This is a genomic window from Bradyrhizobium sp. USDA 4369 (assembly GCF_054056435.1).
The window spans coordinates 4,023,891-4,039,723 of the sequence record NZ_JBSRYH010000001.1 but is presented as its reverse complement, the minus strand read 5'-3'; the positions used below and the strand labels follow the sequence as shown (position 1 = coordinate 4,039,723).

Here is a 15,833-nt window from a genome sequence, read left to right as displayed (position 1 = left end):
CTCGCCGCCACGCACGGTTTCCTCGGATGGCGGACGGACGGCCATTTGAGCCGTCTTCAAGTCTGCCGACAACTGAAACGATCGTGGGCCGACGATCCGCTTCGGACAACGAGACGAGATCATGATGCGATCCCGCGGCTCTCATCATTATCTCCAGGCCTCATCCGCGCGACGACGGTTCAGCGCGGGTGCGGCGCTCAGCGCCCCTTCTTCGTGGCGCTCTTCTTGGCTCGCTTGGCGGTCTTGGTCGCGGTCTTCGCCGGACGCTTCGCCGCTGTCTTAGCTGTCTTAGCTGCCTTGGCTTTCGCTGTCTTCGCCGTGGCGGTGCGCTTGCTTGCTGGTCTCGACGCCTTCTTGGCGACTTTCTTCTTCGTCGTCTTCTTGCGGCCGGCCGAGGTCTTCGCAGCAGCGGCGGTCTTCTTCGGAGCCTTCTTGGCAGGCTTGGTCGGCGGCTTTGCAGGGGTGGTCGACGCAGCCGGCGTCTTGGCCGGCTTGGTGGCACCGCCGGGCTTCGCCGGCTTTGTCGGTGCCGCGCCCTCTCCGGCCGGAGCCCCTCCCCCACCCGCTGCCGACAGCCAGAAGCGCAGCTCGGGCGACTTCTCCTCCGCGCCCTTGATGTAACGGTCCTGCCAGCCGTCGTCACCCTGCAGCGGCTTGCCAAAAATCTCCGGGTGCTCCTTCAGGAGGAAGCGCCAGGCGTAGTGGTCGTAGAGGTCGAGGACGTGGCAGGCATAGGCTTCGGCGAGACCGCGATGGCCGCGGATGATCAGCATGTTCTCGTCGTTGTTGTGCGAGGCGCGGAAGCCGAGATTGTGCGAGCCGGTGACCACCACGCAATCGTCGCTGAACGGATCGATCACCACGATCTTGTTGTGGATGATGGCGAAGCCGTATTTGGCGAGTTCCTTCTCCCACTTGCCGAACGCGTCCTGTACCGCGCCGGCCGGGACGCCGCGAAAATCGATGCTGCCCTGGGCGCCCGGCTTCTTCGGCTTGCCGGCTTCGCCGACCACCTTCACTTCGGGCGCATCGCTACCGCCATCATCCTCGCCGCCGCTCTCGGAATGGCCGCCGGAATGCAGCGCGGCGGAGAAATTGGTGGCCCGCACCGGGCTGGTCAGCGCGCCGCGCACGAACAGGTCCGGCTTGTCCTTGAGCAGCTGGCCGGCGACGTCGAGGATCGAGTTGTTGCCGGGATCGAAGGCGAGGAACAGCACGGCGTGCTTGGCTGACCGCATCAAGTCGAATACGCGGCCCATATCGTTCGGGGTCTTGCCGAGCTTGCCCGGCGTGTTGGGCGAGAACATCGGCTCGATGATGACGCCATGGCCGAGGTCGATCGGCGCCTGGATCGCGTCGGCATTGTTGGCATGGGCGAAGTCGCGCAGAGTCTGCGACTGCAGCGCTGCCTTGTCGCCATCGGCGGCGTCGACATCGGCCTTGAGCGCGTTCCAATAGCCGAGATAGCGCTCGGCCAGTTCGGGGCTCTCCACCACCAGCGCGTTGTTGGTCTGGGTGCACAGGCCGGTCGAGGTCCAGTTGGTCGAGCCGGAGAGCACGGCCGCCGGCTTGCCGTTCTCCGAGAGCACCATGAACTTGTTGTGCGGGATGCTGCCCTTGCCGAGGATACGGTCGATCACGGTGACGCCGGCGGCCTTCAGATTGGCGCGGTTCTCGGCATCGGCATCGTCAGAGTCCTTGCCCTGCTCGTTGCCGAGAATGACCGTGCGGCTCGCCGGGTTCTGGTGCAGCTGCTTCTCGAGGCCGTCGGGATCGTTCAGCTCATAGAGCGCAGCGTGGATGGTGCCGCCGCCGGCATCCGCGCGCTTCAACAGCGAGGTCAGGCCGTCCTGCAGCTGGCCCATCAGGCGGATGCGAATCGGATCATTGGGATCGAGAATGTGCGGTGCCAGCGCCGGCACGCTGGGGTGATCGTTCAGCGCGTGGGTGAGCGCCTGGGTCGCGGTGATGCCGCGATTGAAATAGACGTGGAACGGCGGCCGCTCCGGCGTCAGCGTGACGGCGTTGCTCTCCAGCGCGTCGACGCCGGCAAGCGGCGTCAGGGTCTGGCCGGGTGTCCCGCCCATCGGCACGACTCGATATTTGTAGGTGCCGCCGCGCTTGGCAAACAGGTCCTTCCACCAGAATTTCTGCACCGGGGCCTGGTCGGTCTTGAGCGTGTCGGCGGTCTGCCCGGCAAAGCGCGCGAGCGCCGGCAGCACGGTGTCGCTGTTGTCCGCGAGGTCGATGCGGTGAATGGCAAAGCCGAGACAGCCGTCGAGGCGGCGATCGAATGTCCAGGCAACCACGGCAAGATCATTGTTGGAAAATGCAAGCGCGGGCATGGCGGCACTCCTTGTCTGACAAGGATTATGTCTCGCGGTTGTAACAATGGTTCGACACATCCGATACAGGAAAGGGATGGCGGTAGCGCGCGGTGGCGGTGCAGTGCGGGAGAGGGGTGGTTCCACTGGCTCGGTGCGCACCCTCCCCTGAAGGGGGAGGGCGATCGCATATGACCAATCCGAGTTTTTCGCCAGGCTGTCTCCACATCGTCATGCCCGGGCTCCGTCCCGGGCATCCACGTCTTTCCCAGGATGCCGAACGGCGTGGATGGCCGGGACGAAGCCCGGCCATGACGGTGTGGAGGGAGCCGAACTCAAGCCAGGATCATCATATGCGATCGCCCTCCCCCTTCAGGGGAGGGTGAGCACCGGTTTCCACCTCGTCATTGCGAGGAGCGCAGCGACGACGCAATCCAGAGTCACTTCCAGGACTCTGGATTGCGTCGCTGCGCTCGCAATGACGCTTGGAGAGAGACTGCGCTTTACGCGGCCGCGCCCGGCTTGCCGCGGGTGACGTAGCGGCCGCTGCCCTTGGCGCCGAGGAGTTGGCCGTCGCGCACGACGAACTTCCCGCGCAACATCGTGGCGACCGGCCAGCCGGTGATCTCGATGCCCTCATAGGGCGTGTAGTCGGAGCCGTGGTGCAGGTCGGACTGGCTGATCTTGGCGGTCTTGTTCGGGTCCCACAGCGCGATGTCGGCATCGTAGCCGATCGCGATCGAGCCTTTGCCCTTCAGGCCATACGTCTTGGCGTGGTTGGTCGCGGTGAACGCCACGAACTGGTTGAGCGTGATGCGGCCCTTGCTGACGCCCTCCGAGAACAGGATCGGCAGCCGGGTCTCGACGCCGGGGATGCCGTTCGGCACCCAGCGGAAGCTGGTGCGGCCCTTCGGCGTCAGCTTGCCGGCCTCGTCGTCATAGCGGAACGGGCAGTGATCGCTGGAGAACAGCGAGAACACGCCCCTTTGCAGCCCCTCCCAGCACGCCTCCTGGCTCGCGTGATCGCGCGGCGGCGGCGAGCAGACATATTTGGCGCCTTCCATGTTGAGGCCCTGCATGTCCTCTTCGGTCAGCACCAGATATTGCGGGCAGGTCTCGCCGTGGATCTTCAGGCCGCGCGTCTGCGCCCGGCGGATCTCCTCCATCGCCTCGCGGTTGGAGACGTGGACGATGACGATCGGCACATCGATCAGCTCGGCCAGCGAGATGGCACGGTGCGTGGCCTCGCGCTCGACCGCAATCGGCCGCGACTTGCCGTGATAATAGGGCGCGATCTTGCCAGCACGCTCCAGGCGGTCGGTGAGAAAGCGGATGGCATCGTAGTTCTCGGCGTGGATCTGCACCAGCGCGCCGGTTTCGCGCGCGACCTGCAGCACGCCCAGGATTTCGTAGTCGCTCAGCGCGAGATCCTGATAGGTCATGAAGATCTTCAGCGACGAATAGCCGTCGGCGACCAGCGCCGGCAACTCCTGGCCGAGCACGGACTCCGAGGGATCGGCGATGATCAGATGGAAGGAATGGTCGACGTAGCAGGCCTGCTCGGCGAGCGCGTGATAGTCCTTGAGCGCCGCGCGCAACGGCTGACCCTTCTCCTGCAGGCAATAGGGCATGACGAAGGTGTTGCCGCCGAACGCGGCGGCCCGCGTCGCGCTTTCGAAATCGTCGGCCATGACGATGCCGGGGCCGGACGGCTGGCTGATATGGACGTGACTGTCGATGCCGCCGGGCAGGACCAGCAGGCCGCTGGCATCGACGATCTCGCCGGCGTCGGTGATGGCCTCGCCGATCGCGGCGATGCGGCCCTGCCGGATGGCGACGTCGGCCTTGAACGTGTCGCTCGCGGTGGCGACGGTGCCGTTGCGGATGACGGTGTCGAATGCAGCCATGTGACGCTCTCCCAATCTCACGCGAATTTCTGAAACAGCGATCCCCATTCGCCGACTCCACGGGGATCGACGCCGGCGAGCTTCAATGACTTCCATACCACGGTGGCGATGGTGTCCAGAATCGGAATGCCGGTCTCCAATTCGAGGCGCGCCACCAGCGGCGCGGCCCGCATATTGGTGCAGACCACCGCGATGGCATCCGGCTTCTCGCGCGCAACCTCGCGGATCATGGTCTCGATCTCGGCCGGCGTCACCTCGGCAAAGGAGAAATTGTCCTGCAGGTTCAGGTGCCGGTCGCCGCGGCAGGCGATGCCGAGCGTCGCGTAATTGGCGATGATGCGCGCCTGCACGTCGTCGCGATAGGGTGTGACCAGGCCGAGCGTCGTCGCCTTCGCGGCGGCCAGGATCTCGTTGAGCGCCAGCATCGAGGTGGTCGCGGGGATGCCGGTCGCCGCGGTGATCTGCTCGCACAGCCGGACATCGGCCTCAAAACCGAGCCAGCCGGAAGACGTGCCGTTCCAGCCGATGACATCGACCTTGGCATGCGCGAGCAATTCTGCCGCGCGCAGAATGTTCGATATGTCGAACTGCGCAAGCGCATCGCTCGACAGCGCGATCTCGGTGACCTTGAAGCGCGAGAAATGCGCGGAGACATCAGGCAGGCCGGCAACCATCGCCGAGGTGATCGGCTCCAGCGCGGTGTTCGACGACGGCGTCAGCATGCCGAGAAGGGTGCGTTTGGTCATGGGGTCACCTCGATTTCCGCGCCACGTGGGGACACCGCAACCATGGCCAATCTGCACGCGATCCAAGCTGCTCATGCACTCGCCCGCTGCTCCGCCCGCTCCCCGCGCAGCAGCGCGAGGATGTGCCGCTTCAGCGCGTTGAACTGCGGCGAGGTGATGTCGCGCGGGCGCGGCAGATCGATCGGGATGATCTCGACGATGCGCCCGGGGCGCGCGCTCATGACGGCGATCTGGGTGCCCAAGGTCAGCGCCTCGTCGATGCCATGGGTGACGAACACGATCGTGCCCTGGTGCTGCTGCCAGATCCGCACCAGCTCATTCTGCATGTCCATGCGGGTCTGCTCGTCGAGCGCGCCGAACGGCTCGTCCATCAGAATTACCTGAGGATTCATCAGCAGCGCCCGCGCGATGCCGACGCGCTGGTTCATGCCGCCGGACAGTTCGGACGGGTAATGGTTCTCGAAGCCGGTGAGGCCGACCATGTCGATATAGACCTGCGCCCGCGCGCGGCGCTCGGCCTTCTGGCCGCCGCCGAGCAGGAGATGAAAGGCGACATTCTCCCACACCGGCAGCCAGGGCATCAGATTGGCGTGCTGGAACACGACGCCGCGATCGGCGCCGGGCGCGGTGACGATCCGGCCGTCGACGGTGACGTGGCCTGCGCTCGGCTGCTCGAAGCCGGCGATCATGTTGAGCAGGGTCGACTTGCCGCAGCCGGACGGGCCGAGCAGGCAAACGAACTCGTTGCGCGCGATGGAGAGATTGATATCGGCGAGCGCGGTGACGTCGGCGTTGCGCTTCTTGTCGGTGAAGATCTTGGAGACGTTCGAAATGTCGATCGTGGCCATGCCTACTCTCCGCCGCGCAAGGTGGTGTTGCGCTGCCAGTGCAGCACGCGCGCCATCACGAGCCGGATCGCCAGGTCGCTGCAGAAGCCGAGCAGGCCGATGCTGGCCATCGCCGCCAGCACCAGGTCGTAGCGCAGGAAATAATAGCTGTCCCACAGCACGTAGCCGAGCCCGCTCTTCACCGCGACCATCTCGGCCGTCACCGTCAGCATCCAGGCCGAGCCGATGCCGATGCGCAGACCTGCGAAGATGCTGGGCATCGCCGCGGGCACGACGATGTAGCGCAACAGCTTGCGCTCGCTGCCGCCGACCATGGCCCCGGCGCGGATGAGATTGCGGTCGCAGGTCTTCACGCCATGGATGGTGTTGAGCAGGATCGGGAAGAAGGCGCCGAGAAACACCAGGAAGATGGCCGGCTTGTTGGCGATGCCGAACCAGATGATGGCGAGCGGGATCCACGACACCGGCGGGATCGGCCTGAGCATCTGCAGGGTCGGCTCGATCACGATCTCGATCCTGCGCGACCAGCCGATGGCGACGCCGAGCGCGACGCCGAGCACGGTGGCGATGGCGAAACCGGCGGCGACGCGCGACAGGCTCGCCAGCATGTCGGCGAGCCAATGCGCGCTGTAGGTCTGGGTGTTGCCGTCGGTGCCGACCAGCCAGTCCGCCCACGCCCACACCACGGTCGACGGTGCCGGCAGCAGCGCCGCCGGCAGCGCGCCCGAGCGCGAGAACGCCTCCCAGCCGGCGAGCACAAGCAGCGGGACAATGGCGCGGTCGAGCTTCTTGAGCTGGGCGAGCGCAATCATCTCAGTAGCCGAGCTCGGTCTTCGGCTTGCCGGTCGCGGCTTCCAGGAAGCGGTAGTCGAGATTCTTCTCGACCGCGGCCGTGACGTCCGAGTTGATGTATTTGAGATCGCGCATCATCGCGGCGATGGCCAGCGCGGAGGAACGATACATCTTCGGATCGGGATCGAGGTTCTCCACCGCGCCGGTCGCGATCGCCTTGTCGAGGCCGGTGACCTTGGAGATGACCTCGATCAGCGCCGGCTTGTCGGCGGCGATATGCGCATCGACCTTCACCACCGCGCGCACCACGCCTTCGAGCCCCTTCGGGTTGGCGGCGATCACGTCGGAGCGGGTCAGGATCAGGTTGGTCAGCTTGCCGGCGGCCTGGTCATAGGGGAAGCCGAAGAATTTTGCGGCCTTGGCCTGCATGATCTGGGTCGCGAACGGCTCGACGGTGCAGATCAGTTCGACCTCGCCGCGGCGCAGCGCCTGCAGATGGTCGGACGGATTGGGGATGTTGACGAACTGCACATCCTTGTTGATGTCGATGCCCTGCTTGGCGAAGGCGCCGCGCATGTGGATGTCCTGCGCATTGCCGCGCGAGGCGGCGACGCGGAACGGCTTGCCGTCGGCCTTGTACTTGGCAATCAGCGCCTTCAGCGCGCCCCAGTCGCCCTGCGCGACATCGAGATCGTTGCCGAGCAGGATCGCCGAGCCGCCATTGACCTGGCCGGAGATGGCGACGACGTCGAAGCCCTTATCGAGCGCGATGGCGTAATGCAGGTAGGTCACCTGAGCGACGTCGATGTTCTTCGACACCAAAGCCGTCAGCGCATCGGTGCCGGTGTTGAAGCCGACGGCGTCGATCGCGACGCCTTCGGCGAATTGCGGCGTCAGCGACATCGGCGTGCAATGCGCGCATTTGGCATAGCCGAGTTTGATCTTCGGTGCGTCCTCGGCGAAGCTCGGCGCGGGCAGCGCAAACATCAGCAGGGTTAGAATGGGGAGCAGAAAGCGGGTCACGTCCATCTCCTGGGCAGGTCGATCGAATCAGGTCTGTGCTCCCATGAGCAAGCGATGTGCCAATTGGATGCGATATGCAATGTTGATTTTTTACAAAAAAATCAATATCTAATCATCTAATGAAATTTTGGGATCTGCCTGATCCGCGGGCGTTCCGCCCGAATCTCAGGCATCCCGCAGCAGAGCCGCAGCTTCTGTCATGACCCCTCCGGCAACCCGGCCCAGACTGAAAACACGCTTCAAGCCGGCGCGGCTGAAGCTGTCCTCCGACCAGTCGAGCCGGCCGCTGGCGCGGCTGTCGCTGCACGATCAGCTCGTCGCCAAGGTCCGCGAGATGATCATCGACGGCGAGCTCGCCGCCGGTGCACCATTGCCGGAGCGCATGCTGTGCGAGACGTTCGGTGTCTCACGCACGCCGCTGCGCGAAGCGTTCAAGATCCTCGCCGCCGAGGGCCTGATCGCGCTGCGCCCCCATCGCACGCCGGTGGTGACGCCGATCGATGCCCGTGAGATCGCCGAGATCTTCGACGTGATGGTCGCGCTCGACGCCGCCGCCGGCCGCGCCGCGGCCGCGCGCGCCACGGCGGATCAGATCGCCAAGCTGGATGAGATGCATGACGAGCTGGTGGCGCTGCACGGCGCCGCCGAACGCGCCGCCTATTTCCGGCTCAATCAGCAGATCCACCTGGAGATCACCCGGCTCGCCGGCAACAGCGTGCTGCTCAACATCTGGAGCACGCTGCATGCGAGCGTGTTCCGCGCCCGCGCGGTCGCCAATTACGACGCGCGCCGCTGGGACGAGTCGCTGCGCGAGCACGAGGCCTTCATGGCGCTGTTGCGCGCCCGCGATGCCCTGGGCTTCGCGCAGGCGCTCAGCGATCATACCCGCAAGACCGGCGATTCCGTGCTGCAGATGCTGAATCAGGCCAGCACCGCATAGACTTTGTTCACGTCGAACCGGACATGCTGGCACCGCGACAGATGAAAGCTTTCCGCCTCGGGCCTGATCATGATCCTGCAATCGCTCGCCGGCCTGCCGGCGTTCCTGGTGTATTTCTGCACCGCCCTGTTTGCGGTGACGGCGTACCTTTTCATCTATACGCGCGTCACGCCCTACAATGAGTTCCAGCTGATCCGGGACAATCATCCCTCGGCCGCGATCTCGCTCGGCCTGAGCCTGCTCGGCTTCACTTTGCCGCTGGTCAGCGCCATCGCCCATTCGGCCAATGTGCTGGACTGCCTGATCTGGGCGCTGGTCGCGCTGATTGTCCAGGTGATCGTGTATTACCTCGTCCGCATCCCGGTGCCGGACCTCGCCAACCGCATCGTCGCCGGTGAGCTGGCCTCGGCCATCTGGCTCGGCCTCGCCTCGCTCGCGGCCGGCGCGCTCAACGCCGCCTCGATGATCATCTGACCATGGCCGAGCAGCGCATCGAATTCGGCAAGCGCAGGCCGCTGCCTCCGCCGCCCGCCACACCGCCGGTGAAGCGCTCCGGCCATGTCGCGCTGCTCGTGATGGGCACGCTCGCGGTCGGCGGCACCGCCTATGCGCTGATGCCGCGCCAGCAGAACTGTCCGCAGCAGGATCCGGCCATCGACGGACAGCCGCTGAGCACCGAATGTACGCCCCGCCGCTCCGGCGGCGGCAGCAGTGGCGGCAGCGGCTCCGGACGCTGGGGCTTCTCCAGCAGCGACAGCGAGTCCAGAAGCGGCAGTTCGACCCATGTCGCCGACGCCTCCTCCGCCCACGTCTCGCGCGGCGGCTTCGGCGGCTTCGCACACGCCTTCGGCTTTGGACATGGCGGCTGATTGCCATGCAGCGCATTCCCTGCCCCGAGCGCGACGATTGGCGGGAGACGGCGGCGCGATGCGGGTTCGACTTCTACGAGCTCGACGGCGAGCGCTACTGGGACGAGCGCGCCTACTACGCGTTCACGCTGGCCGAGATCGAGCTCGGCCTCGAGGAGCCGACCGGCGAGATCGAGCAGATGTGCCTCGAACTCGTCAGCCGCGTGGTGACGGACGAGGCGCTGCTGCGCCGGCTGAAGATCCCGGATCCCGTCTGGCCGCTGCTGGCTTCGAGCTGGAAGCGGAACGACAACAGCCTCTATGGTCGCCTCGACCTCAGTTTCCAGGGCGGCCGCGCGCCAGCGAAGCTGCTCGAATATAATTCCGACACGCCCACCTCGATCTTCGAGGCTGCCGTGTTCCAATGGACCTGGCTCGAACAGGCGATCGAACGGCGCATCCTTCCTGGACGCGCGGATCAGTACAATTCGATCCATGAGCGCCTGATCGAACGCTGGCGCCTGCTTGGCAAAGGACGCCCGCTGCATCTGGCAGGACTCACCGACACAGCCGAGGATGCCGCCACGCTGGCCTATCTCGCCGACACGGCGACGCAAGCCGGCCTATCGACAACCATCCTTGACATGGCCGACATCGGCTGGCGTGAGGCCGGCGGCTTCGTCGATCTCGACAACAAGGATATTGCGCTCGCCTTCAAGCTCTATCCTTGGGAGTGGATGTTTCAGGATGCCTTTGGCGCGAAACTGGCGAGCGCGCCGACGCAATGGGTCGAGCCGCCCTGGAAGGCCATTCTCTCCAACAAGGGCATTCTGCCGCTGCTCTGGCAGATGTTCGAAGGCCACCCCAACCTGCTGCCGGCCTATTTCGAGGATGATCCGAAGGCCGCCAGCCTCGGTCCGAGCTTCGTGCGCAAGCCGATTTATTCGCGCGAGGGCGGCAATGTGAGCCTCGTCGCCGAGGGCGTTGCCGTATCAGAACAACAAGGGCCCTACGGGGCGGAAGGCTTTATCCGTCAGGCGCTCGCGCCGCTGCCGGATTTCGGCGGCGTATTCCCGGTCGTCGGCAGCTGGCTGGTGGCACATGCGCCGTGCGGCCTCTCCATCCGCGAGGATGTGACCCCGATCACAGGAAATCGCTCACGCTTCTTGCCGCACGCGATTCTGTAGTCCGTTAACGAGCCGGATCGAAAACGGCTCGACACTCCGTCCCGGATGGTTAGATAGAAAGGGGATCGGAACTCCCGGACGCGCTTGCGACCGGATGGAGGCCATGGCAACGGACAAATCTCAGCTCGAAGGCCTGCGAATCCTGGTCGCCGAGGACGAAGGACTGATCGCGCTCGAACTGGAAACCGTGCTGCAGGGATTCGGCTGCGAGGTCGTCGGCCCGGTCTCTCGCGTCGCCGAGGTTCTACGTCAGGCGGAGCGCGGCGACCTCGACGGCGCGCTGCTCGACGTCAACCTGCGCGGTGAGCAGATCTTCGACGTCCTGCCGCAACTCATTGCGCTCGGGCTGAAGATCATCATCACCTCGGGCTATGACGACGCCACCCTGTTTCCGCCGGAGTTCCGAAACCTGCCCCGGCTCGCCAAACCCTTCGACGAGCGCGCGTTGCGCGCGATGTGCGAGACGACCTTCCTGCGCAGCTCCACCAATTAGATCATGACCGTTTCGGAAAACCGGTTTCCGCTTTTCCGGATCTAAAGCGGGATGAGAATAGCCTGAATCGATTTGGGATTCCCAAATCAGCGTGTTTTCTGATTCACCGTGTTGGCTGGGAAGGAGGCCAGCACGGATGGGCGCACCATATTCTCTGGACCTTCGAAAGCGGGTTGTCGCCGCGATCAAGGGCGGGATGTCTCGCAATAAGGCGGCCAAGCAGTTTGGGGTCGCGATCAGCACAGCGATCAATTGGGCCAGGCTTGAGAAGGAGACAGGCAGCATCGAACCTGGCCAGATGGGCGGCCATAAGCCCAAGGCGATCTCGGGTGAGCATGCCACGTGGCTGCAACAGCGAATCAGAGCGAGCGACTTCACCTTAAGAGGGCTGGTGGCCGAGCTCGCCGAACGCGGGTTGAAAGTCGACTACCGTTCGGTCTGGGAATTCGTTCATGCCGAGAAGCTCAGCTTCAAAAAAAAGCGTGGAGGCTGGCGAACGCGATCGTCCTGACGTGGCGCGGCGACGAGAGCAATGGAGGAAATATCAAGATCGCATCGACGCCACGCGCCTTGTCTTTATCGACGAAACCTGGACCAGGACAGACATGGCGCCGTTGCGAGGATGGAGCCCGCGTGGTAGCAGGCTGACCGCCAAAGTCCCTCACGGACGGTGGAAAACAATGACCTTTCTGGCGGCACTGCGCCACGACCGCATTGATGCACCATGGTTCATTGAAGGGCCGATCAACGGCGAAAGCTTTCGCACCTATGTAGAGCACGTTCTTTTGCCGACCCTTCATCCGGGCGATATCGTGATCTTGGACAACCTCGGCAGCCACAAAAGCAAAGCCGTCCGCCAATTGATCCGCTCGGTAGGAGCCAGGATCTTCTTCTTGCCCAAATACTCGCCCGACCTGAACCCAATCGAACAGGTCTTTGCCAAGCTCAAGCACCTTCTACGCAAAGCCGCGGCGCGAACCGTCGACACGGTTTGCGCCGCAATTGCTGGTGCCCTCGACGCCTTCTCCGCAGAAGAGTGTGCCAACTACCTCAAAAACTCAGGATATCGAACTTAATCTCATCTCGCTTTAGTCTGGCTGCACGGCCGATGCCGGCAGATGTTCCGGTGTCGTCTCAGCCGTCAGGGCAAAGATCAGCTTGCAGCGAATTCCTTCGGGCTCGAATGCCAGCACGGCGTCACCATCGAGATCGAAGCGCACGACCCGATTGATCAGCGTGGTGCCGAAGCCGCGCGATCCACCGCCTTCCACCAGGGGACCGCCGCGCTCAAGCCAGATCAGTTCGAGCCGTTGCCGATCATCGCGCAGGCGCCATGAGATCGTGACTTGGCCGAGCGGCGCAGAGAGCGCGCCATATTTCGAGGCATTGGTTGCGAGCTCGTGCAGCACCATCGAGAGCGGCAACACCAGCCGGGCCTCGAGCAGCACCGGCGGCCCCTCGATGACGATACGGCCCTCCCCGACGCCATAGGGCGCCAGCACCGTCGTCAGCAGCTCGTTGAAGCCGATGCCGATCCAGCGCGTCTGGGTCAGGATGTCATGCGCGATCGACACCGCCTGAATGCGTCCGGAAAACGCCTTGTTGAAGGCCGGCAGCGAGGGCGCGGTGCGCAATGTCTGGCCGGCCACCGACTGCACGATGGCGAGGATGTTCTTGACCCGGTGATTGAGCTCCGCGACCAGCATCGTCTGCTGCTCCTCGGCGCGCTTGCGCTCGGTGATATCGGTCAAGGTCACGATCGAGCCGACAGCATCCTTGGCATCGTTCACCAGCGGCCCGGCCGAGAGCAGGAAGGAACGGCCGGACATCAAGGGATCGCGCAGCCGGACCTCGACGCCGTGAAACGGCTTGGTCGCCAGCGCCTGATCGAGACTTTCACGCGAGAACCGCGCCAGCGTACCTTGCTGACTGGCGCTTTCGGCGTCGAGCGCGAACGCCTCCGAGAACATATGTCCGACGGGGGATCGCCCTGCGAGCTGCTCAGCCACCCAGCTCGCATGGGTGATCCGCCCATCGAGCGCCAGCACGACGATGGCGTCGGTCGCCTGCTCCAGGATCGAGCGCGCGAAGCGCTCGGCCGTCGCGACCTCCTCGGCCCGGCGCTGGATCGACATGTCCGTCAGGGTCACAAGCGTGGCGACCACGCCCCCCATCGCCATCTGCCGCATCCAGACCGACACCGGCAGATCGCCGCCGTCAGCCCGGCGCAGCTGCGCGTCGCTCGCCGTGTCATCGGCGCGCTGCTGCGGCACGGCTCCGATAAACAGTGACGCGAAGCTGCGTCCGACCAGCTCCTGCGCGCCAAGTCCGGTCAGGGCGCAGAGTCGGGAATTGACATAGACGATGCAGCCGTCCGCATCGAGCGTCAGGGCGCCGTCGCTCATCCGCTCGACCAGGACATGGTAGGGGGCATCCGCGCCCTGCAGCATGATGACCTGAGGCCCGCTCGGGCCCTGCACCACCACGGCATCGACATTGCCGCGGTGAATGGCCTCGACCGTCTCCTCCGCCTCGTTGCGCGGCCGTGCCGCCTGCATCGCTTCGTTTGATGCCACGCGTCCTCCGTTCAGCTCGGGGCGATGTCCAGACCGACCAGGACCTTCTCCGCGTTGGAAAGATCACCGATGATGCGCTTGAGCGGCTCCGGCAATTGGCGGATCAGCGTCGGGATCGCGACGATCTGGTCGCGCTGCGCCAAGGCCGGGTCCTTCATCAGGTCGATGACCTCGATCGTATAGCGGCCGGGCAGATGGGTCTCGCAGAGCTTCTTGAGGTTGGCGAGCGCGGCCAGTGATTTCGGCGTCTGGCCCGCGACATAGAGCCGGAGATTGTAGCCATCCTGTTCCATCGGCGCGGCCGTCATTTGCCTGACGTCATCAGCTTCGACGACGAGCTCGCCGCCCGTCGCGACGCACGGCTCTGAGCCAAGGCGATACGATCGGCCGCGCGTTGATCCTCGCGGGCGCTGCCTTCCAGGTTCAGAAGCTCCATCTCCCCCTCCTCGCTCGCAAGCTGCGCCTGCAATGTTTCGATCTGCGCCGCGATCTCACGACGGCGACGCTCGATCTCCCGGGTGCGGCGCTCGACCTCCTGCGTCCGCAGCAGGCGGTCGGCGCGATCTTTAGCCTCCTGCGCTAGGCGCGCCGATCCCGTCAGCACGCCATCGGGACCGACATAGACCTCACGCAGCGAAATGCCCCCGGCGCCCATCAGGAACTCGCGAACCTGGTTGGAATGCGCCATGCCGCGGGATTTCAGCAGATAGAGCTGACGATTGTGCTCGCCATTGGTCTCGCGATTATAGAGCAGCAGCCAGGTATCGGTGAGCGAGGAGATCTGCATCTCCGTGGTCGCCGTCTCGGCGCTGCCTGCGCCGAGATTGGTGAACAGCGCCGTGACGCCACGCGATTTGAGAAAATCGATCAGCCGCAGGGTCATCGAATGCAAGTCGCCGGCGATGCCTGCGCCCATCAGCGCGGAGATCGGATCGAGCACCACGGCCGCCGGATCGAACTCCTTCACCTCGCGATGCATCGAGGCCAGATGCGTCTCCAGACCATAGAGATTGGGGCGCCGCGCCGAAAACCGAAGCAGCCCGCGATCCACCCATTGCTGCAGATCCAGACCGACCGATCGCATGTTGCGCACGATCTGCTGCGGCGATTCCTCCAGCGCGAAATAGATGCAGCGCTGCCCGGACTGGCAGATCGAGTTGGCGAAATGCGCCGACACTGTCGACTTTCCCGAGCCGGCCATCCCCGAGACCAGAATGCTCGAACCCTTGTAGTAGCCCTCGCCCTCGAGCATGTCGTCGAGATCGGCGATCCCGGTCGACACCCGTTCGGTCCAGGCATCATGGGCCAGTCCCGACGAGGTGATCGGCATCACCGTGATGCCTTCCTGGTCGATGATGAACGGATATTCGTTGGTGCCGTGCGCCGTGCCGCGATATTTCACGACACGCAGCCGGCGCGTGGACAACTGATCGTGCACGCGGTTGTCGAGCATGATCACGCAATCGGCAACATATTCCTCGAGCCCGTAGCGGGTCAGGGTGCCGTCGCCGCGTTCGCCGGTGATGATCGCGGTGACGCCCTTGCTCTTCAGCCATTCAAACAGCCGGCGCAGCTCGGAGCGCAAGACGGCCTGATTGTCGAGACCGCCGAACAGCGTCTCGATGGTGTCGATCACGACGCGCTTGGCACCGATGGAATCGATGGCAAATCCGATGCGGATGAACAGGCCGTCCAGATCATAATCACCGGCCTCCTCGATCTCGTTGCGGTCGAGATGAATGTGGTCGACGACGATCTTGTTCTGCTCGACCAGCCGCTCGATATCGTAGCTCAGCGAACCGACATTCTTGATCAAGTCCTCGGGCTGCTCCTCGAACGCGATGAAGACGCCCGGCTCATTGAAGGCAACCGCGCCATTGTAGAGAAAAGTCATGGCGAACAGCGTCTTGCCGCAGCCGGCGGCGCCGCACAAAAGGGTCGGCCGTCCCTGCGGAAGGCCGCCGAAAGTGACCTCGTCGAGGCCATCGATCCCGGTCGGCGATTTCGCGATGACTGGAAGATCCCGCGTCACAATCCGAGGACGCACACTCGTTTTCATAGATTCCCCCGCCGTCATCCGACCACGCACAGGCCCGCACCTGGGCGTGAGTAGACGCGCCGGGACCTCAAAGGTTCCAGCGCGTCCGGA

The 15,833-nt window shown here is 64.5% G+C and carries 15 protein-coding genes; 6 read left to right on the top strand and 9 right to left on the bottom strand.

Annotation, left to right across the window (positions count from 1 at the left end):
- Window positions 1–197: 197 nt before the first annotated feature.
- The 6 genes from ACVIJ6_RS18250 to ACVIJ6_RS18225 all read right to left on the bottom strand — a co-directional run bounded on the left by ACVIJ6_RS18250 (window position 198) and on the right by ACVIJ6_RS18225 (window position 7,646).
- Window positions 198–2,345, bottom strand: coding sequence for a phospholipase D-like domain-containing protein (locus tag ACVIJ6_RS18250; RefSeq protein WP_456773810.1), 2,148 nt, complete (start codon window positions 2,343–2,345; stop codon window positions 198–200).
- A gap of 482 nt (window positions 2,346–2,827) precedes the next feature.
- Window positions 2,828–4,231 (bottom strand): dihydropyrimidinase, encoded by a 1,404-nt coding sequence (gene hydA, locus ACVIJ6_RS18245; RefSeq protein WP_456773809.1) that lies wholly within the window; start codon window positions 4,229–4,231, stop codon window positions 2,828–2,830.
- Between the two features lie 17 nt (window positions 4,232–4,248).
- On the bottom strand, window positions 4,249–4,977 hold the full coding sequence (locus ACVIJ6_RS18240) for a maleate cis-trans isomerase family protein (RefSeq protein WP_456773808.1): 729 nt from the start codon (window positions 4,975–4,977) through the stop codon (window positions 4,249–4,251).
- Window positions 4,978–5,048: 71 nt separating this feature from the next.
- Window positions 5,049–5,825 carry an ABC transporter ATP-binding protein gene (locus ACVIJ6_RS18235; protein ID WP_456773807.1) on the bottom strand — a complete coding sequence of 259 codons (777 nt, stop codon included), beginning with the start codon at window positions 5,823–5,825 and terminating at the stop codon, window positions 5,049–5,051.
- Between the two features lie 2 nt (window positions 5,826–5,827).
- Window positions 5,828–6,637: an ABC transporter permease gene (locus tag ACVIJ6_RS18230; protein WP_456773806.1), complete on the bottom strand. Its 810-nt coding sequence runs from the start codon at window positions 6,635–6,637 to the stop codon at window positions 5,828–5,830.
- 1 nt (window position 6,638) lies between these two features.
- On the bottom strand, window positions 6,639–7,646 hold the full coding sequence (locus ACVIJ6_RS18225) for an ABC transporter substrate-binding protein (RefSeq protein ID WP_456773805.1): 1,008 nt from the start codon (window positions 7,644–7,646) through the stop codon (window positions 6,639–6,641).
- Window positions 7,647–7,839: 193 nt separating this feature from the next.
- On the opposite strand from ACVIJ6_RS18225, the gene ACVIJ6_RS18220 reads away from it, so the two are divergent.
- The 6 genes from ACVIJ6_RS18220 to ACVIJ6_RS18195 all read left to right on the top strand — a co-directional run bounded on the left by ACVIJ6_RS18220 (window position 7,840) and on the right by ACVIJ6_RS18195 (window position 12,184).
- Complete coding sequence (locus ACVIJ6_RS18220) at window positions 7,840–8,580, top strand: GntR family transcriptional regulator (RefSeq protein WP_456773804.1); 741 nt, start codon at window positions 7,840–7,842, stop codon at window positions 8,578–8,580.
- 69 nt (window positions 8,581–8,649) lie between these two features.
- Window positions 8,650–9,054: a DUF350 domain-containing protein gene (locus ACVIJ6_RS18215; protein WP_456773803.1), complete on the top strand. Its 405-nt coding sequence runs from the start codon at window positions 8,650–8,652 to the stop codon at window positions 9,052–9,054.
- A gap of 2 nt (window positions 9,055–9,056) precedes the next feature.
- The gene (locus tag ACVIJ6_RS18210) at window positions 9,057–9,449 is read left to right on the top strand and encodes a hypothetical protein (protein WP_456773802.1); all 393 of its coding nucleotides are present in this window, start codon (window positions 9,057–9,059) and stop codon (window positions 9,447–9,449) included.
- A 5-nt stretch (window positions 9,450–9,454) separates the two neighbouring features.
- Window positions 9,455–10,615, top strand: coding sequence for a glutathionylspermidine synthase family protein (locus tag ACVIJ6_RS18205; protein ID WP_456773801.1), 1,161 nt, complete (start codon window positions 9,455–9,457; stop codon window positions 10,613–10,615).
- A 103-nt stretch (window positions 10,616–10,718) separates the two neighbouring features.
- Window positions 10,719–11,108 (top strand): response regulator, encoded by a 390-nt coding sequence (locus tag ACVIJ6_RS18200; protein ID WP_456773800.1) that lies wholly within the window; start codon window positions 10,719–10,721, stop codon window positions 11,106–11,108.
- A gap of 136 nt (window positions 11,109–11,244) precedes the next feature.
- Window positions 11,245–12,184 (top strand): IS630 family transposase gene (locus ACVIJ6_RS18195; RefSeq protein WP_456771184.1). Its coding sequence is split into 2 segments (ribosomal slippage): window positions 11,245–11,580 and window positions 11,582–12,184, totalling 939 coding nucleotides; the frame shifts between segments, so codons are not numbered across the junction.
- A 12-nt stretch (window positions 12,185–12,196) separates the two neighbouring features.
- Here the strand turns inward: ACVIJ6_RS18195 and ACVIJ6_RS18190 are convergent.
- Genes ACVIJ6_RS18190 through kaiC form a run of 3 tightly spaced genes read right to left on the bottom strand, consistent with a single transcriptional unit; the run spans window position 12,197 to window position 15,743 of the window.
- Window positions 12,197–13,684 carry an HWE histidine kinase domain-containing protein gene (locus ACVIJ6_RS18190; RefSeq protein ID WP_456773799.1) on the bottom strand — a complete coding sequence of 496 codons (1,488 nt, stop codon included), beginning with the start codon at window positions 13,682–13,684 and terminating at the stop codon, window positions 12,197–12,199.
- An 11-nt stretch (window positions 13,685–13,695) separates the two neighbouring features.
- The gene (locus ACVIJ6_RS18185; protein ID WP_012046401.1) at window positions 13,696–13,992 is read right to left on the bottom strand and encodes a circadian clock KaiB family protein; all 297 of its coding nucleotides are present in this window, start codon (window positions 13,990–13,992) and stop codon (window positions 13,696–13,698) included.
- On the bottom strand, window positions 13,989–15,743 hold the full coding sequence (gene kaiC, locus ACVIJ6_RS18180; RefSeq protein ID WP_456773798.1) for a circadian clock protein KaiC: 1,755 nt from the start codon (window positions 15,741–15,743) through the stop codon (window positions 13,989–13,991). The genes ACVIJ6_RS18185 and kaiC overlap by 4 nt, the downstream gene beginning before the upstream one ends.
- Window positions 15,744–15,833: the final 90 nt, after the last annotated feature.

Excerpts from the sequence above, each read along its gene's own strand:
- ACVIJ6_RS18250 (WP_456773810.1), bottom strand. The coding sequence starts at position 2,345 with ATGCCCGCGCTTGCATTTTCCAACAATGATCTTGCCGTGGTTGCCTGG.
- hydA (WP_456773809.1), bottom strand. The coding sequence starts at position 4,231 with ATGGCTGCATTCGACACCGTCATCCGCAACGGCACCGTCGCCACCGCG.
- ACVIJ6_RS18240 (WP_456773808.1), bottom strand. The coding sequence starts at position 4,977 with ATGACCAAACGCACCCTTCTCGGCATGCTGACGCCGTCGTCGAACACC.
- ACVIJ6_RS18235 (WP_456773807.1), bottom strand. The coding sequence starts at position 5,825 with ATGGCCACGATCGACATTTCGAACGTCTCCAAGATCTTCACCGACAAG.
- ACVIJ6_RS18230 (WP_456773806.1), bottom strand. The coding sequence starts at position 6,637 with ATGATTGCGCTCGCCCAGCTCAAGAAGCTCGACCGCGCCATTGTCCCG.
- ACVIJ6_RS18225 (WP_456773805.1), bottom strand. The coding sequence starts at position 7,646 with ATGGACGTGACCCGCTTTCTGCTCCCCATTCTAACCCTGCTGATGTTT.
- ACVIJ6_RS18220 (WP_456773804.1), top strand. The coding sequence starts at position 7,840 with ATGACCCCTCCGGCAACCCGGCCCAGACTGAAAACACGCTTCAAGCCG.
- ACVIJ6_RS18215 (WP_456773803.1), top strand. The coding sequence starts at position 8,650 with ATGATCCTGCAATCGCTCGCCGGCCTGCCGGCGTTCCTGGTGTATTTC.
- ACVIJ6_RS18210 (WP_456773802.1), top strand. The coding sequence starts at position 9,057 with ATGGCCGAGCAGCGCATCGAATTCGGCAAGCGCAGGCCGCTGCCTCCG.
- ACVIJ6_RS18205 (WP_456773801.1), top strand. The coding sequence starts at position 9,455 with ATGCAGCGCATTCCCTGCCCCGAGCGCGACGATTGGCGGGAGACGGCG.
- ACVIJ6_RS18200 (WP_456773800.1), top strand. The coding sequence starts at position 10,719 with ATGGCAACGGACAAATCTCAGCTCGAAGGCCTGCGAATCCTGGTCGCC.
- ACVIJ6_RS18185 (WP_012046401.1), bottom strand. The coding sequence starts at position 13,992 with ATGACGGCCGCGCCGATGGAACAGGATGGCTACAATCTCCGGCTCTAT.
- kaiC (WP_456773798.1), bottom strand. The coding sequence starts at position 15,743 with ATGAAAACGAGTGTGCGTCCTCGGATTGTGACGCGGGATCTTCCAGTC.